General features: G+C 73.1%; 25 protein-coding genes and 1 pseudogene. 19 read left to right on the plus strand and 7 right to left on the minus strand.

The features are described from left to right. On the plus strand, window positions 1-165 hold a 165-nt coding region (locus ACXVGS_RS07355; RefSeq protein ID WP_458536799.1), incomplete at its 5' end, for a biotin/lipoyl-containing protein. Window positions 166-219: 54 nt separating this feature from the next. Here ACXVGS_RS07355 and ACXVGS_RS07360 read toward each other — a convergent pair. Beyond that, window positions 220-426, minus strand: coding sequence for a hypothetical protein (locus tag ACXVGS_RS07360; RefSeq protein WP_458529037.1), 207 nt, complete (start codon window positions 424-426; stop codon window positions 220-222). A 102-nt stretch (window positions 427-528) separates the two neighbouring features. On the opposite strand from ACXVGS_RS07360, the gene ACXVGS_RS07365 reads away from it, so the two are divergent. Continuing rightward, a complete protein-coding gene (locus tag ACXVGS_RS07365; RefSeq protein ID WP_458531726.1) occupies window positions 529-750 on the plus strand; it encodes a hypothetical protein in 222 nt (73 codons plus the stop codon). Window positions 751-797: 47 nt separating this feature from the next. Here the strand turns inward: ACXVGS_RS07365 and ACXVGS_RS07370 are convergent, their stop codons facing one another. After that, entirely contained in the window at window positions 798-2,195 is a 1,398-nt protein-coding gene (locus ACXVGS_RS07370; protein WP_458529035.1) for an NAD(P)H-quinone dehydrogenase, read from the minus strand. 141 nt (window positions 2,196-2,336) lie between these two features. Here ACXVGS_RS07370 and ACXVGS_RS07375 point away from each other — a divergent pair, with 141 nt between their 5' ends. From ACXVGS_RS07375 to ACXVGS_RS07395, 5 genes are all read left to right on the plus strand, one after another. Further along, window positions 2,337-3,494 (plus strand): ABC transporter substrate-binding protein, encoded by a 1,158-nt coding sequence (locus ACXVGS_RS07375; RefSeq protein WP_458529034.1) that lies wholly within the window; start codon window positions 2,337-2,339, stop codon window positions 3,492-3,494. Between the two features lie 49 nt (window positions 3,495-3,543). Beyond that, window positions 3,544-4,371, plus strand: a complete 828-nt coding sequence (locus ACXVGS_RS07380) for an ABC transporter permease (RefSeq protein WP_458529033.1) — start codon at window positions 3,544-3,546, stop codon at window positions 4,369-4,371. After that, window positions 4,368-5,219, plus strand: a complete 852-nt coding sequence (locus ACXVGS_RS07385) for an ABC transporter permease (protein ID WP_458529032.1) — start codon at window positions 4,368-4,370, stop codon at window positions 5,217-5,219. The genes ACXVGS_RS07380 and ACXVGS_RS07385 overlap by 4 nt, the downstream gene beginning before the upstream one ends. After that, the gene (locus ACXVGS_RS07390) at window positions 5,219-6,295 is read left to right on the plus strand and encodes an ABC transporter ATP-binding protein (protein WP_458529031.1); all 1,077 of its coding nucleotides are present in this window, start codon (window positions 5,219-5,221) and stop codon (window positions 6,293-6,295) included. The genes ACXVGS_RS07385 and ACXVGS_RS07390 overlap by 1 nt, the downstream gene beginning before the upstream one ends. Before the next feature lie 222 nt (window positions 6,296-6,517). After that, window positions 6,518-8,113, plus strand: coding sequence for an alpha/beta hydrolase (locus ACXVGS_RS07395; RefSeq protein WP_458536791.1), 1,596 nt, complete (start codon window positions 6,518-6,520; stop codon window positions 8,111-8,113). Between the two features lie 75 nt (window positions 8,114-8,188). Here the strand turns inward: ACXVGS_RS07395 and ACXVGS_RS07400 are convergent, their stop codons facing one another. Both ACXVGS_RS07400 and ACXVGS_RS07405 read right to left on the minus strand, forming a co-directional pair. Beyond that, window positions 8,189-9,463, minus strand: coding sequence for a YncE family protein (locus ACXVGS_RS07400; RefSeq protein ID WP_458529029.1), 1,275 nt, complete (start codon window positions 9,461-9,463; stop codon window positions 8,189-8,191). Between the two features lie 53 nt (window positions 9,464-9,516). Then, entirely contained in the window at window positions 9,517-10,365 is an 849-nt protein-coding gene (locus tag ACXVGS_RS07405) for a polysaccharide deacetylase family protein (RefSeq protein ID WP_458529028.1), read from the minus strand. Window positions 10,366-10,488: 123 nt separating this feature from the next. Between ACXVGS_RS07405 and ACXVGS_RS07410 the strand changes: the two genes are divergently transcribed. After that, window positions 10,489-11,331, plus strand: coding sequence for a purine-nucleoside phosphorylase (locus tag ACXVGS_RS07410; RefSeq protein ID WP_458529027.1), 843 nt, complete (start codon window positions 10,489-10,491; stop codon window positions 11,329-11,331). A 12-nt stretch (window positions 11,332-11,343) separates the two neighbouring features. Further along, a pseudogene (locus ACXVGS_RS07415) lies at window positions 11,344-13,077 on the plus strand (phospho-sugar mutase). Window positions 13,078-13,155: 78 nt separating this feature from the next. On the opposite strand, the gene ACXVGS_RS07420 reads toward ACXVGS_RS07415, so the two are convergent. Both ACXVGS_RS07420 and ACXVGS_RS07425 read right to left on the minus strand, forming a co-directional pair. Next, complete coding sequence (locus tag ACXVGS_RS07420; protein WP_458529025.1) at window positions 13,156-13,488, minus strand: TfoX/Sxy family protein; 333 nt, start codon at window positions 13,486-13,488, stop codon at window positions 13,156-13,158. Window positions 13,489-13,544: 56 nt separating this feature from the next. Beyond that, complete coding sequence (locus ACXVGS_RS07425; RefSeq protein WP_458529024.1) at window positions 13,545-14,195, minus strand: PH domain-containing protein; 651 nt, start codon at window positions 14,193-14,195, stop codon at window positions 13,545-13,547. Window positions 14,196-14,284: 89 nt separating this feature from the next. Here ACXVGS_RS07425 and deoC point away from each other — a divergent pair, with 89 nt between their 5' ends. The 3 genes from deoC to ACXVGS_RS07440 are packed head-to-tail and all read left to right on the plus strand — an operon-like array spanning window position 14,285 to window position 17,668. Beyond that, window positions 14,285-15,271, plus strand: coding sequence for a deoxyribose-phosphate aldolase (gene deoC / locus ACXVGS_RS07430; RefSeq protein ID WP_458529023.1), 987 nt, complete (start codon window positions 14,285-14,287; stop codon window positions 15,269-15,271). A 19-nt stretch (window positions 15,272-15,290) separates the two neighbouring features. Then, complete coding sequence (locus ACXVGS_RS07435) at window positions 15,291-16,739, plus strand: aldehyde dehydrogenase family protein (protein WP_458529022.1); 1,449 nt, start codon at window positions 15,291-15,293, stop codon at window positions 16,737-16,739. Further along, window positions 16,736-17,668 (plus strand): aldehyde dehydrogenase family protein, encoded by a 933-nt coding sequence (locus ACXVGS_RS07440; protein WP_458529021.1) that lies wholly within the window; start codon window positions 16,736-16,738, stop codon window positions 17,666-17,668. Before ACXVGS_RS07435 ends, ACXVGS_RS07440 begins: the two co-directional genes overlap by 4 nt. 76 nt (window positions 17,669-17,744) lie before the next feature. Here ACXVGS_RS07440 and ACXVGS_RS07445 read toward each other — a convergent pair whose 3' ends face one another. Next, window positions 17,745-18,086, minus strand: coding sequence for a hypothetical protein (locus tag ACXVGS_RS07445; RefSeq protein ID WP_458529020.1), 342 nt, complete (start codon window positions 18,084-18,086; stop codon window positions 17,745-17,747). 122 nt (window positions 18,087-18,208) lie between these two features. On the opposite strand from ACXVGS_RS07445, the gene ACXVGS_RS07450 reads away from it, so the two are divergent. The 7 genes from ACXVGS_RS07450 (at window position 18,209) to ACXVGS_RS07480 (ending at window position 25,100) form a co-directional block, all read left to right on the plus strand. Beyond that, window positions 18,209-18,874 (plus strand): uridine kinase family protein, encoded by a 666-nt coding sequence (locus tag ACXVGS_RS07450; protein ID WP_458531731.1) that lies wholly within the window; start codon window positions 18,209-18,211, stop codon window positions 18,872-18,874. A 104-nt stretch (window positions 18,875-18,978) separates the two neighbouring features. Next, window positions 18,979-19,728 (plus strand): hypothetical protein, encoded by a 750-nt coding sequence (locus ACXVGS_RS07455; protein WP_458531732.1) that lies wholly within the window; start codon window positions 18,979-18,981, stop codon window positions 19,726-19,728. A gap of 80 nt (window positions 19,729-19,808) precedes the next feature. Then, window positions 19,809-20,909 (plus strand): glycerophosphoryl diester phosphodiesterase membrane domain-containing protein, encoded by a 1,101-nt coding sequence (locus ACXVGS_RS07460; protein WP_458536792.1) that lies wholly within the window; start codon window positions 19,809-19,811, stop codon window positions 20,907-20,909. 10 nt (window positions 20,910-20,919) lie between these two features. Continuing rightward, window positions 20,920-21,573, plus strand: coding sequence for a DUF4129 domain-containing protein (locus ACXVGS_RS07465; RefSeq protein ID WP_458529016.1), 654 nt, complete (start codon window positions 20,920-20,922; stop codon window positions 21,571-21,573). Next, a complete protein-coding gene (locus ACXVGS_RS07470; protein ID WP_458529015.1) occupies window positions 21,570-22,775 on the plus strand; it encodes a DUF4350 domain-containing protein in 1,206 nt (401 codons plus the stop codon). The genes ACXVGS_RS07465 and ACXVGS_RS07470 overlap by 4 nt, the downstream gene beginning before the upstream one ends. Beyond that, window positions 22,772-23,749 carry an AAA family ATPase gene (locus ACXVGS_RS07475; protein ID WP_458529014.1) on the plus strand — a complete coding sequence of 326 codons (978 nt, stop codon included), beginning with the start codon at window positions 22,772-22,774 and terminating at the stop codon, window positions 23,747-23,749. The genes ACXVGS_RS07470 and ACXVGS_RS07475 overlap by 4 nt, the downstream gene beginning before the upstream one ends. A gap of 58 nt (window positions 23,750-23,807) precedes the next feature. Then, on the plus strand, window positions 23,808-25,100 hold the full coding sequence (locus tag ACXVGS_RS07480; RefSeq protein WP_458529013.1) for a DUF58 domain-containing protein: 1,293 nt from the start codon (window positions 23,808-23,810) through the stop codon (window positions 25,098-25,100). Window positions 25,101-25,108: the final 8 nt, after the last annotated feature.

Raw genomic sequence — 25,108 nt, forward strand, 5'->3', positions numbered from 1 at the left:
GAGGAGGGCCAGACCGTCGCCGAGGGCGAGCTGGTGGTCGTGCTCGAGGCGATGAAGATGGAGCAGCCCATCAACGCCCACAAAGCCGGGACGATCACCGGCATCGTGGCCTCGGTCGGCGACACGGTCACCAACGGCGCGGTCATCGCCGAGATCAAGGACTGACCCGCAGCAGGCACACGCGAAGGCCCCGACCACCTGGTCGGGGCCTTCGTCGTCTCACTCCGGCGTCGGCACGCCCCAGCCGGGGCGGTGCGGGTCGGCGTCCGGGTCGGCCGGGGTCGGCTGCTGCGGCGGCTCCTGCCCCGGCAGCGGCTCGGGCTCCGGGACCGGCACGGGGCGCTCCGGCGGCGGAGGCTGCTCCGGCTCGATCGGCGGCTCGGACCCGGTGGGCCGCCGGTGCGGTACGCCGTCTGGCTGGCTCATGCGCTCGCCTCCCGTGCTGGCCGGCAACAGTTCGGACACTACCCGGCCACGGACCCGGTGCACCCCTCGGCAGGGCGTGGGCTGCTGCCTAGACTGCCGGGCATGCTGCCCCACCTCGCGACCGCCGGCCATGCCACGACGACGGGTTTCAACGTCACGAACCTGATCATCCTGGTCGTCGTGCTCGCGGTGCTGGTGCCGGTGGTCAACCGGCTGCGCCGGGCAACCTCCGAGCGCCGGCGTGCCCGCTGGGCCGAGGAGGAGCGTCAGGCGCAGCAGTCCCAGCACCCGCAGCAGCCCCAGAAGCCCCAGCACGACGCCTGAGGTCCGCCCACCTGAGCCCGGTACGCCCGGGAGCAGCGAGGTCGGCGTCATTCGGTGGTGTGCAGGCGGCGGGCTGCCTCGGCGATCGAGCCCGACATCGACGGGTAGACCGTGAACGTGCCCGCCAGCTGGTCGACGGTGAGCCGGTGCTGCACGGCCAGGGTGACCGGGTAGATCAGCTCCGAGGCCCGCGGCGCCACCACGACGCCGCCGACCACGGTGCCGATGCCCTTGCGGGCGAAGAGCTTGACGAACCCGTCGTGCACGTTCTGCATCTTGGCCCGCGGGTTGGTCGCCAGGGGCAGCATCACCGTGTGGGCGTCGACCTTGCCCTCGTCGATGTCCTTCTGGGAGTAGCCGACCGTGGCGATCTCGGGGTCGGTGAAGATGTTGGCGCTGACCCCGCGCAGGTTGAGCGGGGCCACGGCGTCGCCGAGCGCGTGGGCCATGGCGATCCGGCCCTGCATCGCCGCGACCGAGGCCAGCGGCAGCACCCCGGTGCAGTCACCGGCGGCGTAGATGCCCCGGGCCGACGTGCGTGAGACCCGGTCGACCTGGATGTGGCCCGAGGCGGTCAGCTCGACCCCGGCCTCCTCCAGCCCCAGACCGGCGGTCTGCGGCACCGAGCCGACCGCGAGCAGGCAGTGGCTGCCCTCGACCGTGCGCCCGTCCTCCAGGGTCACGACGACCCCGTCGCCGGTCCGCTCGACCGAGGCCATCCGGGAGCGGTTGAGCACGGTCATGCCGCGGCGGCGGAAGACGTTCTCGATCACCTCGGCGGCGTCGGCGTCCTCGCCGGGCAGCACCCGGTCGCGGGAGGACACCAGCGTGACGTCGCTGCCCAGGCCCAGGTAGGCGTGGGCCAGCTCGGCGCCGGTCACGCCGGAGCCGACGACCACGAGGCGCTCGGGCAGCTCCTTCAGGGCGTAGATCTGCTGCCAGGTCAGGATCCGCTCGCCGTCGGGGCGGGCGCTGTCCATCACCCGCGGGGTGGCGCCGGTGGCGACCAGCACCACCTCGGCGTCGACATCCTCGGTGCCGGACTCCGACTCGATGCGCACCCGGCCGGGGGCGAGCACGCGACCCACGCCCCGGCATACGCGCACCCCCTCGGTGAGGAGGCGCTGCTCGATGTCGTGGGACTGGGCCGCCGCGAGCGCCAGGATGCGCGCGTTGACCCGCGAGGCGTCGGCGGTGGCCTCCTCGCCGGCGTGCGCGGCCTCGAAGCCCACCCCGAGCTCGGTGGCCGCCTCGAACCGCTGCATGAAGTCGCCGACCGAGATCAGGGTCTTGGACGGGACGCAGTCGGTCAGCACGGCGGCGCCACCGAGGCCGTCACGGTCCACGACGGTGACCGACGCCCCCAGGTGGGCAGCCACCAGGGCCGCCTCGTAGCCGCCGGGACCCCCACCGAGCACGACAACAGACGTCTTCCGTTCAGTCACGCCCGCTATCCAACCATCCGGGGTGCGCCCTCCGGACTGTGGCCAGATCGACGCCGAGGCGTCATGATCCGTTTACCCGCTGTGGTCAGTGTTCGGTGCAGTCCCCCACAGCGCGGGGGCTCCCCTCGCGCCGACCGGCTGATGTCACCCCAGGAGGCTGACGTGAAGACCTTTGCCCGCCCCGCCGGAGTCGCGATGGTGGCCGCCCTCGCGGCCGTCGGTATCGCGGCCTGCTCACCGCCCGCGAAGTCCGGCAGCTCCTCCGCCTCCGGCGACAAGGCCGCCTCGGCCACGTCGGCGCAGGCCCTCGGCGGCATGGACGCCCTCGTCGCCGCGGCCAAGAAGGAGGGCACGCTCAACGTCATCGCCCTGCCGCCGGACTGGGCCAACTACGGCGAGATCATCAAGGCGTTCACCGCCAAGTACGGCATCAAGGTCGACAGCGCCCAGCCCGACGCCTCCAGCGCCGACGAGATCACCGCCGCCAAGAACCTCAGCGGCCAGTCCAAGGCCCCCGACGTCTTCGACCTCAGCGCGGCCGTCGCCAGCGCCAACACCTCGATGTTCGCGCCGTACAAGGTGACGACGTTCGGCCAGGTGCCGGACAAGCTCAAGGACGCCAACGGGACCTGGGTCAACGACTACGGCGGCTACATGAGCATCGGCTACGACGCGGGCAAGGTCCCCGCCCCCGCGTCGGTGACCGACCTGCTCAAGCCGGCCTACAAGGGCAAGGTCGCGCTCAACGGTGACCCGACCAAGGCCGGTGCGGCGTTCAGCGGCGTCGTCATGGCCGCCCTCGGCAACGGCGGCAGCGCCGACGACATCAGCAAGGGCGTCGACTTCTTCAAGCAGCTCAAGAACGCCGGCAACTTCCTGCCGGTCGACCCGACGCCGGCGACGATCGAGTCCGGGCAGACGCCGGTCGTCATCGACTGGGACTACCTCAATGTCGCCCAGGGCGCCAAGCTCAAGGGCAAGCTCGCCTGGAAGACCGCCGTGCCGGCCAACGCGGTCGTCGGCGGCTACTACGTGCAGGCGATCAACAAGGACGCCCCTCACCCGGCGGCGGCCCGGCTGTGGCAGGAGTTCCTCTATTCCGACGAGGGCCAGAACCTCTGGCTCAAGGGCGGCGCCCGCCCGGTCCGTGAGGACGCCATGACCAAGGCCGGCACCATCGACGCCGCCGCCCACTCCGCACTGCCCCCGACGCAGGGCACGCCGGTGTTCCTGACGCCGGAGCAGGAGACGAAGGCCAAGAACTACCTGGCCGCGAACTGGGCCAACGCCGTTGGCTGACCGACGTCGCCCGGGGGCGCTCACCGGCGGAATGCCGGTGGGCGCCCTCATGGGCGTGCTCCCGTTCTTCGCCTACACCACGATCTTCCTGCTCATCCCCACGCTGGTCGTCGCCATCGGGGCCTTCCTGGGCAAGGACAACACCTTCACCACCAGCAACGTCCGGGCCCTGTCCCAGCCGGCGATCGTCTCCTCGCTGGAGCACTCGGTCATCCTCTCCGCGGTGACGTCGGTCGTCGGCGCGGTGGTCGGCGGCCTCCTCGCGTACGCCGTGACCACCGCCCGCGAGGGTGGGACCCTGCGCCGGCTGGTCACCTCCCTGTGCGGGGTGCTGGCCCAGTTCGGCGGCGTGACCCTGGCCTTCGCCTTCATCGCCACCGTGGGCCTGCAGGGCTTCCTCACCCTGCGGCTGCAGTCGATCGGCGTCGACCTGGGCAACAGCACCTGGCTGTTCGAGTGGAACAAGGGCCTGATGCTCGTCTACACGTACTTCCAGATCCCGCTCATGCTCATCGTCTTCCTGCCCGCCGTGGAGGGCCTGCGCCCGCAGTGGCGCGAGGCCGCCGAGACCCTGGGCGGCAGCGCCTGGGACTACTGGCGCCGCGTCGGCGGGCCGATCCTGGCGCCGTCCTTCATCGGCGCGACCCTGCTGCTGTTCACCAACGCCTTCAGCGCCTATGCCACCGCTGCCGCCCTGGTCTCGCAGGGCTCGCCGATCCTGCCGCTCAACATCGCCGGCACCTTCAGCTCCGAGGTCATCCTCGGCCAGGAGAACATCGGCAAGGCGATGGCACTGGCCATGGTCGCGGTGGTCGCGGTGGTCATGACGCTCTACGCGCTGCTCGAGCGGCGCACGTCGAAGTGGCTGGGCCGATGAGCCTGCAGGCGGCGCGACGCCGCAAGCAGGCGATCTTCCGCTGGGTCGTCGTGGGGCTGGTGCTCACCTTCTTCGCCCTGCCGCTGTTCGGCATGCTGGAGTTCACGACCCGCGGCGCCGGCGGCTCCGGCCGCAGCCTGGACACCTGGGGCAAGCTGGTCGACTTCGGCACGATCGACGCCAACTACCCCGACCTCAAGGAAGGCCTGATCGCCTCCGCCGGGCTGGCCGTACTCACCGTGGTGATCATGCTGGTGCTGCTCGTGCCGACCATGACGTGGGTGCGGCTGCGGCTGCCGGGGCTGCGCCGCACGGTGGAGTTCATCTGCCTGCTGCCGCTGACCATCCCGGCCATCGTGCTGGTCGTCGGCCTGACCCCGGTCTACGCGTGGGTGACCTACCTGCTCAGCGAGGACACGATCTGGCTCTGCTTCGCCTACGTCGTCCTGGTGCTGCCCTACGCCTACCGCGCGCTGGACGCCGGGCTCGGGGCCATCGACGTCAAGACCCTCTCGGAGGCGGGGCGCTCGCTCGGGGCGTCGTGGTTCACGATCATGACCCGCATCATCCTGCCGAACCTGCGCACCGCGGTGCTGTCCGCGTCGTTCCTGGCCGTGGCCCTGGTGCTGGGCGAGTTCACCATCGCCAACCTCTACAGCCGGGTGAACCTGCAGGTCGCGATCTTCCGCCTGGGCAAGAGCGATGCCCAGGTCTCGGTCGCGGTGGCCCTGGCTGCCCTGGCGTTCGCCTTCGCCGTGCTGTTCGCCCTGTCCTTCGTGGGCGTCACCCGCCGCGAGGCCCGGTCCCCCTTCACCCGTCGCGGCCGCCGCCGCGCCAAGGAGAGCTGATGTCCACGACCACCACGACGACCTCCGCCGACGCCGCCGTCAAGGGCGTCGGGGTCCGGCTCACCGAGCTGCGGCGGTTCTACGGCAGCATCCACGCCCTCGACGGGCTAACCCTGGAGATCGCGCCCGGCGAGTTCGTCGCGCTGCTCGGCCCCTCCGGTTGCGGCAAGACCACCGCGCTGCGCGTGCTCGCCGGGCTGGAGGACGCCGACTCCGGCCGGGTCGAGGTCGGGGGGAGGGACCTGACCCGGGTGCCGACCAACAAGCGCGACATGGGCATGGTCTTCCAGGCCTACAGCCTGTTCCCGCACATGACCGCACGGCAGAACATCGAGTTCGGGCTGCAGATGCGGGGCCGTTCCGCGGCGCAGCGGCGCGAGCGGGCCGCGCTGATGCTGGACCTGGTCGGGCTCTCCGAGCAGGCCGACCGCTACGCCCACCAGATGTCCGGCGGCCAGCAGCAGCGCGTGGCCCTGGCGCGCGCCCTGGCCATCGAGCCGCAGGTGCTGCTGCTCGACGAGCCCCTGTCCGCCCTCGACGCCAAGGTGCGTGTCCAGCTGCGTGACGAGATCCGCCGGATCCAGCTCGAGGTCGGCACGACCACGTTGTTCGTCACCCACGACCAGGAGGAGGCGCTCGCCGTCGCCGACCGGGTCGGGGTCATGCGCGCCGGCAACCTCGAGCAGCTCGCCGCACCGCAGGAGCTCTACTCCCGACCGGCGTCGGCATTCGTCGCGGACTTCGTCGGACTGACCAACCGGGTCCCCGCGACCGTCGCCGACGGCCACGCGCGCGTGCTGGGGGCCAGCGTGCCGCTGCTGCCCGGCTCCGCCGGCTCCGGCCCCGCCACCGTGCTGCTGCGACCGGAGAGCCTCACCGTCGCCGCCGACCCGCAGGGCAGCGCGACGGTGCTGACGTCCAGCTTCCTGGGGTCGTGGGGCCGGGTGACCGCGCGCACCGACGACGGGCTGGAGCTCATGTGCCAGGTCGACAACGACGCGGTCGCCCGCTTCTCCCCCGGCGACCGGGTCACGCTCACCCCCCGGCAGACCCCGTCCCTCGCCGTCGCGGACTAGGACCCCACCGAACGCACTGAATCCGTCGAATCGACCCTCCCGGGCCCGGGATTCGACGGATTTGGTGCGTTCGGTCGTGTTTGACAACCCCCGTTGGCTGGCACACGGCATACCGGCAGGCGGCGTAGCCGCTGTCGTCCCTTCTGCGGAGCCACCCGGCCACCGCCCGGCGTAGACCTGCACGAGGCGCTCGACGCACGACCGCCGGAGGGGAGAAACGTCATGAAGCGACTCACCATCGTGGTCACCGCCGCGGTGGCGGTGGGGACGCTGGCCGCGACGCCAGTGGGGCTGGCGGCGGCGTCGCCGGGGACCCGGACGACCACCGCCGCGACGGCCACGTCGGTGGCCTGGGGGAGCTGCTCGGACCCGACGCTGCAACAGGCCCACGCGCAGTGCGGCACGGTGACGGTGCCGATGGACTACGCCGACCCCGGCGGCGCGAAGGTCAAGCTCGCGATCTCGCGGGTGCTGCACACCGTCCCGGACAGCCAGTACCAGGGCGTCATGCTGGTCAACCCCGGCGGGCCGGGCGGCTCCGGCCTCATCTACTCGATCCTCGGCGGCTTCGTGCCCGGCAACGCGGGCAAGGCCTACGACTGGATCGGCTTCGACCCCCGCGGCGTCGGCTCCAGCCAGCCCGCCCTGTCCTGCGACCCCAACTACACCGCGGGGCCGCGCCCGCCGTACGACCCGGTGCACGGGTCGGTCAGCGCCTGGCTCACCAAGGCCGCCGGCTACGCCCAGGCGTGCGGTCGCGCGGGCGGCGCGCTGCTCGAGCACCTGACCACGGTCGACTCGGCCAAGGACATGGACAGCATCCGCTCGGCCCTCGGCGCCAGCAAGCTCAACTTCTACGGCTTCAGCTACGGCACCTACCTCGGGCAGGTCTACGCCACGCTCTACCCCGACAAGGTCCGCCGCTTCGTGCTCGACTCCAACGTCGACCCGCGCGGGGTCTGGTACCAGGACAACCTCGACCAGGACTACGCCTTCGAGGTCGTGCTGACCAAGTTCTTCGGCTGGATCGCGAAGTACGACTCGACCTACCACCTCGGCGCCACCGAGCACGCGGTCGAGCAGCAGTGGTACGACGCCAAGGACAAGCTCCAGACCGACCCGGCCGGCGGGGTCGTCGGCGCGGCCGAGTGGACCGACATCTTCACCGGCGCCGGCTACGTGCAGTTCCTGTGGCCGGACCTGGCCTCGCTGTTCAGCGGCTGGGTGCACACCCCGAACAGCAAGACGCTGGTCGACGCCTACAACGGCTCGGCCTCCGTGGGCGACGACAACGGCTACGCGATGTACCTCGGCGTGCAGTGCGTCGACGCGCCGTGGCCGCAGAAGTGGTCGACCTGGAAGCGCGACAACACCCGGGTGGCGAAGGCCGCGCCGTTCCTGACCTGGAGCAACGCGTGGTTCAACGAGCCATGCCGGGTCTGGCCGGCCGCCGCCCACGACCCGGTGCACGTCGACGGGCGTGACGCGCCGCCGATCCTGCTCGTCGACGAGACGCTCGACGCGGCCACGCCGTACCCGGGCAGCCTCGAGGTGCGCCGGCGCTTCCCGGAGGCGTCGCTGATCGCGCTGCCCGGCGGGACCAACCACGCGTTCTCGCTGTCGGGCAACACCTGCCTGGACAGCAAGATCGCGGCCTACCTGGCCGACGGGACGCTGCCGGAGCGCAAGTCCGGCTCGCGGGCCGACGCCACCTGCGCGCCACTGCCGCAGCCGGTCCCGTCGTCGGCCTCCGCGTCGACCTCGACCGGCGGCGCGACCCGGTCCCCGATGCGGGCCCGGCTCGCCGTCCTGCACTGACGTGAAGGACGGGACCCCGGTATGCCGCCACGCGGCATACCGGGGTCCCTCACCGTGCGCGGGTCCCGCGAAGCGTCAGCGCATGTTGCCGGTGTGGCCCAGGGAGTAGCGCCCCGGCTGGGGCCAGACGGCCAAACCGTGCGGGCCGGCGTCGACCGGGATCCGGCGCAGCACCTTGCCGGTGCGGGTGTCGAAGACGTAGACCACGCCGTGGTAGCGCCCGGAGAGCCACAGCTTGGTGCCGTCGGCGCTGACCCCGCCCATGTCCGGGGAGCCGCCGCCGGGGATGGTCCACGTGGCCACGATCTTCAGCGTCGCGGCGTCGAGCACCGAGACCGAGCCGGCGTCGCGGTTGCTGACGTAGAGCCGGGTGGCGTCGCGCGAGGGGTAGATGCCGTGCGTCCCGAGCGCGGTGTGGATGAAGCGCTGGATCTTCAGGGTCCTGGCGTCGATGACCCACACGCCGTTGCGGAGCATGTCGGCGGCGAGGAACCGGGTGCCGTCGGGGGTCAGCCGCACGTCCTGCGGCATCGCCGAGGCGCCGGGGCGCAGGTTGCTCTTGGGGCCGCCCATGCTGTGCGCGTGCTGCGGCGAGGTGGCGCCCTTGGTCGGCACGGCGTTGAGGTCGATGACCTTGCGCAGCTTCGTGGCGTCCTTGTCGATGACCAGCAGCTTGCCGCTGAACTCGCAGCTCGCGACGAAGAAGGACAGGTCGGCGGAGTAGTCGGCGTGGTTGACGCCGTAGCAGGGCACCGGCAGCGACCGGATGAGCTTCATCGTGTGCGGGTCGCGCACGTCGATGCGGCGCAGCCGCTCGGCCATGACCAGGGCGTACTTGCCGTCGGGGGTGAAGTAGAGGTTGTAGGGGTCCTCGACGGCGACCCGGCGGCCGGCCTTGCCGGTGCGCGGGTCGATCGGGATGAGGTCGTTGCCCAGGTCGTCGTTGACCCAGAGGGTCTTCAGGTCCCAGCTGGGCACGACGTGCTGGGGCTCGCGCCCGGTCGGGAACCGCCCGATGACCTTGTAGGTCGTGGGGTCGATGACCTGGACGGTGTTGGACACGGTGTTGGGCACGTAGACCAGCGGCTTCGCGCTCGTCGCCGCACCGGTCAGGGCGCCGGCCCCGGTGTGCGCGTAGACCGCGTCGGCGACCGACGTCGTCGCCGAGGACGGGCCGGACGAGGGCGTCGCGCTGGTGCTCGACGGGGCGCCGGTGCCCGGGGCGGACGTCGCCCGGGTCGTAGCCGCGCTGGAGCCCCCGCCGGTGGCGGCGCAGCCCGACAGGAGCACGGCAACGGAGACGGCGAGCGCGGCCGCGGTGCGGTGGCCGGGGCGGTGCGGGGTCAGCACTGAGCGTCCCTTTCGAGGGGTGGGTGAGGGAGTCCTCGACATGGTGGCAGAGGTCAGGCGCCGTCGCGGAGCAGTCGGGACAACGTGACCGGTTCGAGCCCCTTGGCCTTGAGCCCGTCGAGGATCGCCGGCAGCGCTGTGAGCGTGCCCTGGTGGCCGAAGTGCAGGCTGACGATCGAGCCGGGCTGCACCGCCGCGAGCGTGCGCGAGCGCACGAGCGCGGCGCCCGGGTCACGGAAGTCCTCCGGGTCGACGTCGTAGGAGACGCACCGGTGGTATCCCGCGGCCTTGGCTGCCGCCCGGATCGTCGCCGTGCTGTGCAGCGTGCCGGAGGGACGGAACCACCAGCCGGCCGTGCCCGTGGCCGCGCGCAGCGCCTCGGCGCCCCGCACCGCTTCGGTGCGGGCCTGGTCCGCCGTCAGCTGCTTCATCTGCTGGTGGCTCCAGGTGTGGTTGCCGAGCTCGTGGCCCCCGGCCAGGACCTCGGCGGCCATGTGCGGCTCGGCCTGCAGCCACTGTCCGACGGCGAAGACAGTGACGCGGGCCTGGTGGGTCCTGAGCACCTGCAGCAGCTGGCGCGCGATGGCCGGGTCACCGGCGCCATGGAAGGTCAGCGCCACCTCCTGCCGGCTGCGCGGACCATGGACGATGTCGGGTCCGCTCGTGCGGGCGATGGCCGGCTGCGGAGCCGGCCCGCTGGCCGCACTGGTCGATGCCGTCGAGGACGGGCTGGCCGGGGGCGCCGTCGACGTCGACGGGGACGCCGGGGCCGTCGGCGCGGTCGAGCGGTCCTGGCGGGCGGGGGCGCAGGCTGCGGCCCCCAGCACTGCCGCGAGGGACACCAGGGCGGTGCGGCGGTCCGGGCCGGTCGGGGTCTGGCTCGGCTGCTGGTCGTCGGTCACGGCGGCAGTGTCGCAGCCCAACCTCAGAGCAGCCTGCGCGCGGGCCTCCAACGCCTGACAAGGCCGAGGCCAGCGGCGGCCGGGGCGGAGGCCGGGGCGCTGCCTGCTGGGTAGGCTGCGCCCGTGACTGAGACCGCACCCCCCGCCCTCGACCTGTCCGATCCCGCCACCGACCCCTTCGAGGTGGCCCGGGCTGCTGCGGCGGTCATCGCCGAGCGCACGGGGGTGGCCCAGCACGACGTGGCGCTGGTGCTCGGCTCGGGCTGGGGCCAGACCGGCGACCTCATCGGCGAGACGCTGACGACGATCGACAACGCCGACGTGCCGGGCTTCGCCAAGGCCGCGGTGGCCGGCCACTCCGGCGTCATGCGCTCGGTGGCCATCGGTGGCACCGGCCGCCGGGCCCTGGTCTACGGCACCCGCACCCACTTCTACGAGGGCAAGGGCGTGCGCTCGGTCGTCCACGCGGTGCGCACCGCCGCCGCGGCCGGCTGCCGCACGATCGTGCTGACCAACGGCTGTGGCGGGCTCAACCCCGCCTGGGGCCCGGGCACCCCGGTGCTCATCCGCGACCACATCAACCTGACCGCGCACTCCCCCATCGAGGGCGCGAACTTCGTCGACCTGACCGACCTGTACTCCCCGCGCCTGCGCGACCTGGCCCGCGAGGTCGACGCCGACCTCGACGAGGGCGTCTACGTGCAGTTCCGCGGCCCGCACTACGAGACCCCGGCCGAGGTGCAGATGGCCAAGGTCATCGGCGGTGACCTGGTCGGCATGTCCACGACCCTGGAGGCGATCGCCGCGCGCCAGGCCGGCCTGGAGGTGCTTGGCATCTCCCTGGTCACCAACCTTGCTGCCGGCATCTCCGACCAGCCGCTGGACCACGCCGAGGTGCTCGAGGCCGGCAAGGCCGCCGCCGAGCGCTGCGGCCACCTCCTCGCCGCCGTGGTCGCGAAGATCTGAAAGGGACCCGAGATGACGTATCTCGCGCGGCACGGCCGCGGGGACAGCACCCCGGTGACCCCGGGGAGGGAGGTCGCCGAGCTCGTCGAGGCCGCCACGGCGTGGCGTGACGACGACCCCGACACAGCCACCCGCACCGAGCTCGACGGCGTGCTTGCCGCGGTCCGCGACGGCGACGCCGCCGCGGCCGCCGACCTGGCCGACCGGTTCGCCGGGATGCTGGAGTTCGGCACCGCCGGGCTGCGCGGCGCCCTCGGCGCCGGGCCCAACCGGATGAACCGCAGCGTGGTGATCCGCGCGGCAGCCGGACTCACGGCATACCTGCAGCAGCGCGAGGAGAGCCCGCTGGTGGTCGTGGGTTTCGACGCGCGTCACAACTCCGACGTGTTCGCGGCCGACACCGCGGCCGTGGTGACCGCGGCCGGCGGGCGGGCGATGGTGCTGCCGCGGCCGCTGCCGACCCCGGTGCTCGCGTTCGCGGTGCGCCACCTCGGCGCCGCGGCCGGGGTCATGGTCACCGCCAGCCACAACCCGCCGCAGGACAACGGCTACAAGGTCTACCTCGGTGACGGCAGCCAGATCGTGCCGCCGGCCGACGCCGACATCGCCACCCAGATCGCCCGGGTCGACACGGTGGCCTCGGTGCCGCGCGCCGAGTCCGGCTGGACCACGCTCGGGGACGAGGTGCTCGAGGCCTACCTCGACGCGACCGCCGCCGTCGTCGCCGCGGACAGCCCGCGTGACGTCGACGTGGTCCACACCGCCCTGCACGGGGTGGGAAGCGACGTGGTGCTCGCCGCGTTCGAGCGGGCCGGCTTCCGCGCCCCTCACGTGGTGGGCAGCCAGGCGGCGCCGGACCCGGCGTTCCCGACCATCTCCTTCCCCAACCCCGAGGAGCCCGGCGCGATCGACGCCGCCCTCGAGCTGGCCCGCCGGGTGCACCCGGACGTGGTGCTGGCCAACGACCCGGACGCCGACCGGTGCGCGGTCGCCGTGCCCGACCCTGCCGCGGCCACCGACGAGAACCCCACGGGCTGGCGGATGCTGCGCGGCGACGAGGTGGGTGCCCTGCTGGGCGCCCACGTCCTCTAGCGCGGGGTCGGTGCGGACGCGGTGTTCGCCAACTCGATCGTGTCCTCGCGGCTGCTCGCGGCCATGGCCCACGCGGCCGGGCTGCGGCACGAGGAGACGCTCACCGGGTTCAAGTGGATCTCCCGGGTGCCGGGGCTGCGCTACGGCTACGAGGAGGCCCTCGGCTACTGCGTCGACCCGGAGACCGTGCGCGACAAGGACGGGGTCAGCGCCGCGCTGATGGTGGCCGAGATGGCGGCGATGCTCAAGGCCCAGGGCCGCACCCTGCTCGACGTGCTGGACGACCTGGCGGTCACGCACGGCGTGCACGCCACCGACTCGTTCTCGGTGCGGGTGGCCGACTTGTCCCTCATCGGCACCGTGATGCAGCGGCTGCGCGAGGCCCCGCCGGCTGAGGTCGCCGGGGTCGCGGTCGAGCGCGCGGACGACCTGGCCGCAGGCTCGGAGCAGCTGCCGCCCACCGACGGGTTGCGCTACTACCTGGCCGACGGCAGCCGGGTGATCGTCCGGCCCAGCGGGACCGAGCCCAAGCTCAAGGTCTACCTCGAGGCGGTCGTGCCGGTGGCGGGCTCGGACCTGGCGTCCGCGCGGTCCGAGGCCGGCCGACGACTGGCGGAGGTCCGGGCCGCGATGGAGCAGCTCACCTCCGTCTGACCCCACTGTGCGCAAGTCAGGGCTGCGGGAGGGGCCGGTATTGGCCCTCCCGGCAGCCCCAACTTGCGCAAGGCGCCCCTACTTCGGCGGCAGGGAGCGCGCGTAGGCCAGGCCGCGGTCGACCCAGCCCTGGAGCTGCTCGTCGTCCTCGACCGCGTGGAGGTCCACCTGCAGCCAGCCATCCATCGCGCGCCCGCGCATCACCATCCGCCGGACTGCGCGGCCGTCGACGAGCGCCCCGGTGTCGGCGGGGTCCACGCGAACCATGAGGCCACCCTGCCCGCTCGCCGAGACGGCCAGGTTGCCGCCGACCAGGAACCCGAGGCCGCCGAACATGCGCTTCTCGCGGATGCCCGGCTCGTCCTGCACCGCTTCGCGGATCCGGTTGGCGAGTTCCTCGTCATAGGCCATGTCCGTCAGTGTCGCGCGACCCACCGACAGTGCGCGGGCGCGGGAGGACGGGTCGCTCAGAGGACGGCGAAGAGGAGTACGCCGAGCGCCGGCACCGCGAGGACGGCCAGCACGAGCGGCACCCACCGCACGGTCACGCGCGGCTCGGCCGGCGGGGTGATCTCGCCGCGGGCGACGGCCGCGGCATACGCCGCCTTGGTGTCCTCGATGATGTCGGCAACCGAGCGCGAGGTCACCTTGCGCCCGCCGGGCTCGGGGGCACCGGCGGTGTCCTCCTTGCTGATGCGCTGCAGCGTCGAGGAGGCACCGAAGCCGGCGCCGAGCAGGCCGCCGGTCGCGCCCTTGGGCCGGTCGATCTGGGAGGAGACCGCCCAGGCGGTGTAGCCGCGCTCGCCGACGAAGACGCGCACGTTCCACCGCGCCTCGACGTCGGTGAGCAGCTGCCACGGCACGTGCACGTCGCGCACGACGTTGCGCAGCGTCACCCCGTCGCTGTCCACGACCACCGCCGGGCGCAGGAACATCGCCCACGAGCCGGCGATGCCCAGCAGCAGGATGCTCAGGAACAAGGGCGAGGCGTCGGTGCTCCAGGAGAGGAGCATCGATCCGATGAGCACCGCGGCGGCGGCGATGAACAGCAACGCGACCAGCTGGGACGAACGCTGGCGGTAGGTCCGGCTGGTGGTGGCGGTGGCGGGAGGGGTCATGACCTCGGGTTCTTCGGCTGTGGCGTCGCACGCGGCGGGCGCCGTTCGGGGCGTCTAGAGCCACGAGCATAGGCCGATAGACTCGCCGGGTGAGTTCTTCCCCCGCAGCCGAGAGAGCAGCCGACCTGCTTGGTGTCGGCACCCTGACCAACGCCGCGCTGACGACGTGGCTCCACGGCCTCCCCGGCGTCGACCAGGTGGGCGCCGAGGCGCGCGCCGCCGGCCTGGGCACCCGCTCGATCAAGACCACCGCCAAGGCGTGGGCGATCGACACCGCCATCGGCATGATCGACCTGACCACGCTCGAGGGCGCGGACACCGAGGGCAAGGTGCGCTCGCTGTGCGCCAAGGCCAGGAACCCCGACCCGTCGGACCAGTCGACGCCGCGCGTCGCCGCCGTCTGCGTCTACAACGACCTGGTCCCCGTGGCCGTGGATGCGTTGCAGGGCACCGGGATCCACGTCGCCGCCGTCGCCACCGCCTTCCCCTCCGGGCGCGCGTCGATGGAGGTCAAGCTGGCCGACACGCGCGACGCCATCAAGAACGGCGCCGACGAGATCGACATGGTCATCGACCGTGGCGCGTTCCTTTCCGGCCGCTACCTGCAGGTGTTCGAGGAGATCGCGGCGATCAAGGCGGTCTGCGACGAGAACAGGGCGAACGGGTCCGACGTTCATTTGAAGGTCATCATGGAGACCGGCGAGCTGGTCACCTACGACAACGTCCGTCGCGCGTCCTGGCTGTCGATGCTGGCCGGCGGCGACTTCATCAAGACCTCGACCGGCAAGGTCTCCCCCGCGGCGACCCTGCCCGTCACCATGATCATGCTCGAGGCCGTCCGCGACTGGCGCGAGCTCACCGGCCAGATGGTCGGCGTCAAGCCGGCCGGCGGGATCAAGACCACCAAGGACGCGATGAAGTACCTCGTCATGGTCAACGAGATCGCCGGCGAGGACTGGATCGACCCGGACTGGTTCCGCTTCGGCGCCTCGAGCCTGCTCAACGACCTCCTCCTGCAGCGCCAGAAGCTGGCCACCGGCCACTACTCCGGCGCCGACTACGTCACGATCGACTGAAACCCGCGAGGCGATAACTGTGTCCAAGTTTGAGTACGCGCCCGCACCTGAGTCGCGGGCGATCGTCAACATCAAGCCCTCCTACGGGCTGTTCATCGGCGGTGAGTTCGTCGAGTCCGAGGGCGGTTCCGCCTTCAAGACCATCAGCCCCGCCACCGAGGAGGTCCTTGCCGAGGTCACGGAGGCCAGCGAGGCCGACGTCGACCGCGCGGTCCGCGCGGCCCGCCGCGCCTACGACGGCGCCTGGGGTCGCCTCTCCGGCGCCGAGCGCGGCAAGTACCTCTTCCGTATCGCGCGCCTCCTGCAGGAGCGCGCCCGCGAGTTCGCGGTCCTGGAGAGCATCGACAACGGCAAGCCGATCAAGGAGTCGCGCGACGTCGACGTCCCGCTCGCCGCCGCGCACTTCTTCTACCACGCCGGCTGGGCCGACAAGCTGGACTACGCCGGCCTCGGGGACAACCCGCGCGCGATCGGCGTCGTCGGCCAGGTCATCCCGTGGAACTTCCCGCTGCTGATGCTGGCGTGGAAGATCGCCCCGGCCCTGGCCGCCGGCAACACGGTGGTGCTCAAGCCGGCCGAGACCACGCCGCTCACCGCGCTGCTGTTCGCCGAGGTCTGCCAGCAGGCCGACCTGCCGGCGGGCGTGGTCAACATCCTCACCGGCGCCGGCGACACCGGCCGCGCCGTGATCGAGCACCCGGGCGTCGACAAGGTCGCGTTCACCGGCTCCACCGACGTGGGCAAGGCCATCGCCCGCTCCATCGCCGGCACTCGCAAGCGGGCCACGCTGGAGCTCGGCGGCAAGGCGGCGAACATCATCTTCGACGACGCCGCGATCGACCAGGCCGTCGAGGGCATCGTCAACGGCATCTTCTTCAACCAGGGCCACGTCTGCTGCGCGGGCTCGCGCCTGCTGGTCCAGGAGTCCGTGGCCGAGGAGGTCATCAGCCGCCTCAAGCGCCGCCTGAAGACCCTGCGCGTCGGCGACCCGCTGGACAAGAACACCGACGTGGGCGCGATCAACTCCGCCGCCCAGCTGGCCCGCATCCGCGAGCTGTCGGACATCGGCGAGGCCGAGGGCGCACAGCGCTGGACCGCCCCGTGCGACCTGCCCGAGCGCGGGTTCTGGTTCGCCCCCACGGTGTTCACCGGCGTCTCGCAGACCCACCGCATCGCCCAGGAGGAGGTCTTCGGCCCGGTCCTGTCGGTGCTGACCTTCCGCACCCCGCAGGAGGCGGTGGCCAAGGCCAACAACACGCCCTACGGCCTGTCCGCCGGCGTGTGGACCGAGAAGGGTTCGCGCATCCTCTGGATGGCCGACCAGCTGCGCGCCGGCGTGGTCTGGGCCAACACCTTCAACCGCTTCGACCCGACCTCGCCCTTCGGTGGCTACAAGGAGTCCGGCTACGGCCGCGAGGGTGGCCGCCACGGCCTCGAGGCCTACGTCACGACAGGAGCCGCCAAGTGAGCCCCGCCGCAACCCGGAAGAAGGCGACCACCGAGGCCGCCGAGCCGCGGGTCGAGATCCGCAAGACCTACAAGCTCTACGTCGGCGGTGCGTTCCCCCGCAGCGAGTCCGGTCGCACCTACGAGGTGACCGACACCCGCGGCCGGTTCCTGGCCAACGCGGCCATGGGCTCGCGCAAGGACGCCCGTGACGCGGTCGTCGCCGCGCGGGGGGCGTTCGCCAAGTGGGCCGGCGCCACGGCATACAACCGCGGGCAGGTGCTCTACCGCGTCGCGGAGCTGATGGAGGGCCGGCGCGCGCAGTTCGTCGCCGAGGTCGCCGCGGCCGAGGGCGTCACCGCCGCCAAGGCGGAGACGCTGGTGTCGCAGGCGATCGACCGGTGGGTCTGGTACGCCGGGTGGCCGGACAAGCTGGCCCAGGTCCTCGGCGGCCTGAACCCGGTGGCGGGTCCGTACTTCGACATCTCGGCGCCCGAGCCCACCGGTGTCGTCGCCGCCCTGGCGCCGCAGAAGTCCTCGCTGCTCGGCCTGGTCTCGGTGCTCGCGCCGATCGTGGTCAGCGGCAACACCGCCGTCGTCCTCGCCAGCGAGGACCGGCCGCTGCCGGCGATCACCCTCTCGGAGGTGCTGGCCACCTCCGACGTGCCCGGCGGCGTGATCAACCTGATCACCGGCCGGACCGCCGAGGTGGCCCCGTGGCTGGCCTCGCACATGGACGTCAACGCGATCGACCTGGCCGGCGCGGCCGGCGCCGAGGGCCTCGCGTGGGGCGACCTGGAGCTGGCCGCCACCGACAACCTCAAGCGGGTCGTGCGCCCGGCCGGCACCGGTGAGTCCGCGGTCGAGCCGGACTGGACGGTCACGCCGGACCTGTCGCGGATGCGGGCCTACCTCGAGACCAAGACGGTCTGGCACCCCAAGGGCGTCTGAGCACCCCCTAGCCCCTGAACCGAGGGACCTCGCGCCTGGCGCGGGGTCCCTCGGTGCGTTCCGTTCGGGGCCGCGATCACCAGCGCAGGCCGGCCGCGCTCAGCTCCGCCTCGGTGGCCAGCCGCTCGGCCTGCCCGAACGGGTCCCGCTCCGGGGCGGGCACCCCGAGGGCGCTGCAGGCGTCGCGCAGCGCGTGGTCGTAGGCCCAGCTGACCGCGAGCAGCCGGTGGTAGAGCGCGGGCACGGGCGGGTTGGTCAGCAGCCACTCCCGCTCGAGGTCGAGCCGGTGCAGGTCGGAGCAGATCCGCTGCAGCGGCGGAGCGGTCGGCTGCGGCGGCACGTGAGTGACCCCCAGCGCGTGCCCCATCGCCACGACGGCACGCACCGTCGCCGCAGTGGCCCGGTGCAGGCTGCCCATGCCTCCAGCATGCGCCGCGGTATACCGGCCGCGCCAGCACTCGCGACCCTTCCGTGACCTCCGTCCCCCTCGCGGCGGAAGGAAGAAGGAGGAGGTGGGCGGACGGCATACAATCTGGGTCCGTGCCAGCTGATCCCGCCCCGGTGTCCGTGCACGACTCCCCCGCCGCCCCGGCGGGCGCGCCGGCCCGTCGCAGGGTGGTCGTCCTGGCCGGGCCGAGCGGGTCGGGCAAGTCACGGCTCGCGCGACGGCTCACCGAGCGGCACGGCTGGCCCGTCGTCCGCCTCGACGACTTCTACCGCGACGGGGACGACCCGCGGCTGCCGGTGCTCGAGATGGGCATCGTCGACTGGGACCACCCCGACTCCTGGCACGCCGACCGGGCGGTGGCCGCACTGACCGAGCTCGTGACGCACGGTCGGGTGCGCTTGCCGCAGTACGACATCGGCGCCTCCCGCGCGACCGGGCACGCCACCGTCCACGCCGGGCCGGACGACGTCATCCTGGCCGAGGGCATCTTCGCCGCGGAGATCATCCCGGCGCTCGCGGCCCAGGGGCTGCTGCTGGAGGCGTTCTGCGTGCGGCACAACCGCTGGCTGACGTTCTGGCGCCGGTTCCTGCGCGACCTGTCCGAGCGACGCAAGCCGCCGCTGGTGCTGTGGCGTCGCGGCCTGTTGCTGTGCCGCCAGGAGCCGGGGGTCGTGGCCCGTCAGGAGTCCCTGGGCGCCCGCGCCTGCTCCCCCGCGCAGGCCGAGCGCGTGCTGGCCGTGCACGCCGTCAGCGGCTGATCCCTGCGGGCAAGGGCGCCCACAGGGAACTGATAGGTTCCGCCCGATCCGGACAATTCGTGACGGGTCGCGCATTCCGTCTCTGAGTCCCGGGGGGTCTCTCCATGCCCATGTCCATGCGCCGTGTCCCGGCCGTTCCCGTCCTCGCCCTCGCCGGCGTCCTCGCCCTGACGGCCTGCGGCCCGGCCGCGTCCGGTTCGGCCAAGGGCAGCGCCTCCACGACGACGAAGGCCCCGAGCAAGCCGTCCGCTGAAGTCCTCTACAGCAAGGCCCGCGCGAGCGCCCTCGCCGCGTCCAGCGTGCACCTCAAGGGCGACATGACCTCGGACGGCGAGCACCTGCTGCTCGACCTCGCGGGCACCAAGGCCGGCGACGTGACCGGCAGCGTGGGCGCCGGAAACGAGGGCACCTTCGAGCTGCGCCGCGTGGGCGGCACCGTCTACCTGCGCTCCACCAAGGAGTACTGGAAGAAGAACGCCGGCGCCGAGGCCGCGCAGATGATCGGTGACAAGTACGTCAAGCTGCCCGCCGACGCCGCCGAGGGCATGGACGACCTGACGGTGACCTCGCTGCTCAAGAGCATGTTCGAGGACAAGAGCATGCCGGCCTTCGCCAAGCTGACCACCCGGGTCGAGGCGGGCACCGTCAACGGCCAGGACGCGTGGGTGCTCAGTGATCGGGTCGGCGGCGACGACGCCAAGCTCTACATCGCCGCTGACGAGACCCACCACCTGCTGCGCGTGTCCGTGCCCACCGGCAAGGACAAGGGCACCATGGACTTCACCGAGTGGGACGCCGTCAATCCGATCACCACGCCCGCGGCGAGCCAGGTCGCCAAGATCCCCGGCATGTGACGCACTGACGCTACTGCCTGCGCCGTGACCCCGGATGGGCGATCATGGCGTGAGCCACGCACCGGGATACGGGGGTTGAGATGACGGAGCACGGCGGCTACCCGCCACCGGGCCAGGCCTATCCGCCTCCGGGCCAGCTCGCCCCTGACCACCCCACGGCCACCATGCCCGGTGCTGCGCCCGCGTTCGCGCCGGGCGCGGCACCGGCCGTGGGGCCTCCCGCGCCCCCGGCCTGGGCGATGCCGGTGCTGCACAAGCCGGGCGTCGTCGCCCTCCGCCCACTCGGCCTGGGCGACGTGATGGACGGGTCCATCAAGGCGATCCGGCGCAACCCCGGGGCCACCCTGGGGCTGTCCGCGGTGGTCCTCCTGGCCTGCCTGATCCCCTCGGCCGTCATCTCGGCCCTGGTGACGATGGTGTCTCTGCCCTCACCCGACGGCACCTCGACCGTGGGCAGCCTCGGCACCCTGCCCGCAAGCCTGGTGCAGTCGCTCTTCACCTGGCTGGCCATCGGCCTGCTCAGCGGGTTGCTGTCCCATGTGATCGGCGAGGCCGTCCTCGGCCGGCGGACCACGATGGGGCGCACCTGGTCGAGCACCCGGCGCCGGCTGCTGCCCATCCTGGGCGCCCGTCTGCTGGTGGACCTGGCGATCGTGGTGCCGACCGTGGTCGTCGCCGGCGTCGGCCTCCTCCTCGCCCTCAACGTCAACGCCGGGACGGGGCTGCTCGTGGGGGTCCTCGCCGGGCTCCCCTGCGTGGCCGGCTCGATCTGGCTGAGCACCCGCACCGCCCTGGCCGCACCGGCGATCGTCCTCGAGGGTCTGGGGGTCCGGCCGGCGCTGCGGCGCTCCTTCGCCCTGACCCGGGGGGTCTTCTGGCGCACCTTCGGCATCATCCTGCTCGTGTCGGTCATCGCCGCGATAGCCGGTTCGATGCTCTCGGTCCCCTTCTCGCTGGTGGGTTTCGTCGGCATGGCGGCCACCGGCGACAACCTTCAAAGTGGCTTGGTGATGGTCGTGATCGCCTCCCACCTGGGCAAGATCGTGTCCGGCACGCTGACCACCCCGTTCGTCGCGGGGGTGGTCGGCCTGCTCTACATCGACCGCCGGATCCGGCTCGAAGGCCTGGACGTCACGCTGATCCGCGCCGCTGCTGCCGACGCCGCGGGCCGCCGGGGCTGAGACGCGAGCCATGAGCCGACCGGTCCTGCTGCCGCGTGCCCTCCAGCCCTCCCCCGGGCAGGCCCGCGACTGGCTGCGCGAGGAGCTGGCCCGGCCGGCGTACCACCACCAGGCACCCTTGTTGCAGCGGCTCGCGGACTGGCTGCAGGAGCAGTGGCACCGGCTGCTCGAGCAGAGCCAGGGCGCGGCCGGCTGGTCGCCTCTGGTCACCGCTCTCGTCGCCGCCGCGGCCATCGCTCTCCTGGCGTTCGTCCTGCCCCGGGTCCGGCGGGAGCGCCGCCTCCCCGGCCACGGCGCGGCCGTGCTCACCGACCCCCTGACCACGGCCGCCATGTATCGCGCGCGGGTCGCCACCGCGCTGGCCGAGGGCCGCTTCGACGACGCCCTGGCCGACGCCTACCGCGCGCTGACCCGCGAGGCGGCCGACCGGACCCTGCTGGAGGACACCCCCGGCAGCACCGCCCACGAGGTGGCGCTGGCCCTGGCGCCCCGCTTCCCCGACGAGGTCGACGCCCTGCGCCGGGCCGCGGACCTGTTCGACGCCGTCCGCTACGGCGAGCGCCACCTCGGCCGGGCCGACGCGGAGGAGGTCGTGGCGCTCGACGCACGGCTGACCCGCACCCGCCCGGTGCTGACCTCTGCCGACCCCGCGGTGGCGCCGTGACCACCGTCGAGACCGGCACCATGACCGGAGCGGGCACCGGCACCGGTCCCGGGGGCTTGCTGGCGCGCCTGCGGCGGCACCGCGCCGCGGCCGGCATCGGGCTGCTCATCCTGCTGGCCGCGGTCGTGCTGACCGTGCTCACCGGCACCTCCGCGGAGAACGCGGCTCCGCTGGACCCCGACAACGCCGGCCCGGGCGGCGCCCGCGCGCTGGCCGAGGTCCTGCAGCAGCACGGGGTGCGCGTCGACGTGGTCCGCTCCGAGGCCGAGCTGCTGGACGCCGGGGTCGACGCCGGCACCACGGTCCTGGTCACCAGCACCGCGAGCCTGTCGCGCACCACGACGGCACACCTCGGCCGCCACGCCCGCCGGGCGTCGTCGATCGTGCTGCTCGACCCCGGCCAGGACGTCACCGAGGGGCTGGGCCTGCCGGTCGACGTCCGTGCCGGCCCGGTCTGGGACGCGGTCCCCGCCGGCTGCGACGAGCCCTCCCTGGGTCGTGGCCTGGAGATCTCCGGCGGGGACCGGGTCTACCTGCCCCGGCACTACTTCCCGCCTAGCGTCAGCACCTGCTTCGCCGACCTCGGCGGCGGCGTCATGGCCTCGGTGGACGCGTCCGCATCACACCCCAGGGTCGTGCTGCTGGGCAGTCCCGAGGCGCTGGCCAACCGCAGCATCCTGCGCGCGGACAACGCCGCGATCGCGCTGCGGCTGACCGGTGGCACCGACCACGTGCTGTGGTACGTCGCCAGCGACCTCGACGTGCCGGTCACCGACCCCACCTCGCTCGACGCCCTGCTGCCCCGGTGGCTCGGGCCCGGCCTGGTGCTCGGCGCCAGCGCCGTGCTGGCCCTGGTGCTGTGGCGCGGGCGTCGGCTCGGCCGCCTGGTCGTCGAGCCGCTGCCCGCGGTCGTCAGCGCGACCGAGACCACCCGCAGCCGCTCCCGCATGTACCGCAAGGCCGGGGACCGCACCCGGGCCGCGGCCGTGCTTCAGGCCGGCACCCGGAACCGGCTCACGGCATACCTCGGGTTGCCGCGCGGCACCGACCCGGCCACTCTCGCCGCCGCGGTCGCGGCGGTGACCGGCCGGCGCACCGATGAGGTGGGCGCCGCGCTGACCCGTCCACCCGCCGACGACTCGTCCCTGATCGCCCTCGGCCAGCTGCTGGCCGTCCTGGAGAAAGAGGTCCGCCGACCATGACCGAGACCAGCACCGTGGCGTCGTCCACCCGAGCGCGTGAGGCCCTCATGGCCGTCCGGCACGAGGTCGCCAAGGCCGTCGTCGGCCAGGAGGCGGCCGTCTCGGGCGTGATCATCGCCCTGCTCGCGCGGGGGCACATCCTGCTCGAGGGCGTGCCCGGCGTGGCCAAGACCCTGCTCGTGCGGTCGCTGGCCGCCGCCCTGGACGTGCAGACCAAGCGGGTGCAGTTCACCCCCGACCTGATGCCCGGCGACATCACCGGGTCACTGGTCTACGACGCCCACTCGGCCGAGTTCTCCTTCCGCGAGGGCCCGGTGTTCACCAACCTGCTGCTCGCCGACGAGATCAACCGCACGCCGCCCAAGACGCAGGCCTCGCTGCTGGAGGCGATGGAGGAGCGGCAGGTCTCCGTCGACGGGCTGCCCCGCCCGCTGCCGTCGCCGTTCCTGGTGGCCGCGACGCAGAACCCGGTGGAGTACGAAGGCACCTACCCGCTGCCGGAGGCCCAGCTCGACCGGTTCCTGCTCAAGGTGCAGCTGCCGCTGCCGCCCCGGGAGGACGAGGTCACCGTCCTGACCCGGCACGCCGAGGGCTTCGACCCGCGCGACCTCGCCGGGGCCGGTGTGCAGGCGGTCGCCGGGCCGCAGGACCTGGCCGCCGGCGCGGAGGCGGTGCGCCGGGTGACCGTCTCCCCCGAGGTGGCCGGCTACATCGTCGACATCGCCCGGGCGACGCGTCAGTCGCCGTCGCTGGCCCTGGGCGTCAGCCCGCGTGGCGCCACCGCCCTGATGACCACCAGCCGGGCCTGGGCCTGGCTCAACGGCCGCGACTTCGTCACCCCCGACGACGTCAAGGCGCTCGCCCAGGCCACGCTGGCGCACCGCCTGCAGCTGCGTCCCGAGGCCGAGCTCGAGGGGGTCAACGTGGCCTCCGTGCTCGCCAGCGCCCTGTCCGCCGTGCCCGTCCCCCGCTGACCATGCCCTCCTGCCGTATGCCGTGTGCCCACCTCCCGCTCGGAGGGGGGCGGCGGTCGTGGCGCTGACCGGTCGGGCGCCGCTGGCGATCCTGCTCGGGATCGTGCCGGTCCTGATCTGGCCCACCGGGTCCACCGTCCTCACCTGGTGGGCGGTGGTCGTGCTCGCCGTCGGGCTCGACCTGGCCCTGGCGGTCGGCCCCGGCCGGCTGGTGCTCGAACGCCGGCCGAGCGGCCAGGTCCGCCTCGGTGAGGTCGGGGAGAGCACGCTGCTGCTGACCAACCCGACCCGCCGGCGCCTGCGGGCGGTGGTCCGTGACGCCTGGCAGCCCTCGGCCGGGGCGGCTGGCGAACGGCATACCGTCTCGGTGCGGGCCGGTGAGCGCGCCCGGGTCACGACCCGGCTGACCCCCACCCGGCGCGGCGACCGGCGCGCCGACCGCGTGACCGTGCGCAGCCTCGGTCCGCTCGGGCTGGCCGGCCGGCAGCGCTCGTTGGACGTGCCCGGGGTGATCCGGGCGCTGCCGCCGTTCACCTCCCGCAAGCACCTGCCCAGCCGGCTGGCCACCCTGCGCCAGCTCGACGGACGCTCGGCGGTGCGGGTGCGCGGCCAGGGGACCGAGTTCGACTCGCTGCGCGACTACGTCGCCGGCGACGACGTGCGCAGCATCGACTGGCGGGCGACCGCCCGACGCGGCGGGGTCGTCGTGCGGACGTGGCAGCCCGAGCGGGACCGGCGGGTGATCCTCGTGCTCGACACCTCCCGGACCTCGGCCGGCCGGGTCGACGACAGCCCGCGTCTGGACGCCTCGATGGACGCCGCGCTGCTGCTCGCAGCGCTGGCGTCCCGGGCCGGCGACCGGGTCGATCTGCTGGCCGGGGACCGCGTGGTCCGGGCCCGGGTGACCGGCGCCTCGCGCACCGAGCTGCTCGGTGACCTCGTCACCGCCATGGCGCCGCTGGAGCCGGCCCTGCTGGAGGCCGACTGGTCGGCGCTGGCCGGGGCCGTGGGCGGGCTGAGCCGACGACGCTCCCTGGTGGTGCTGCTGACCTCGCTGGAGCCGGCTGCGGTCGAGGAGAGCCTGCTGCCCACCCTCGCCACCCTCACCCGGCACCACCGGGTGGTGCTGGCCTCGGTCGCCGACCCCGAGCTCGCCCGCATGGGCCGCGGGCGCGACAGCGTCGAGACGGTCTACGACGCGGCCGCCGCGCAGCGTACGACCGCGCTGCGCGAGCGCACCGGCGAGGTGCTGGGCCGGCTCGGGGTGCACGTCCTGGACGCCCCGCCGGCGGACCTGCCGGTGGCGCTGACCGACCACTACCTGCTGCTGAAGTCGCGCGGCCTGCTCTGAGCTCCGTC

It is taken from the genome of Oryzihumus sp. (assembly GCF_054325275.1).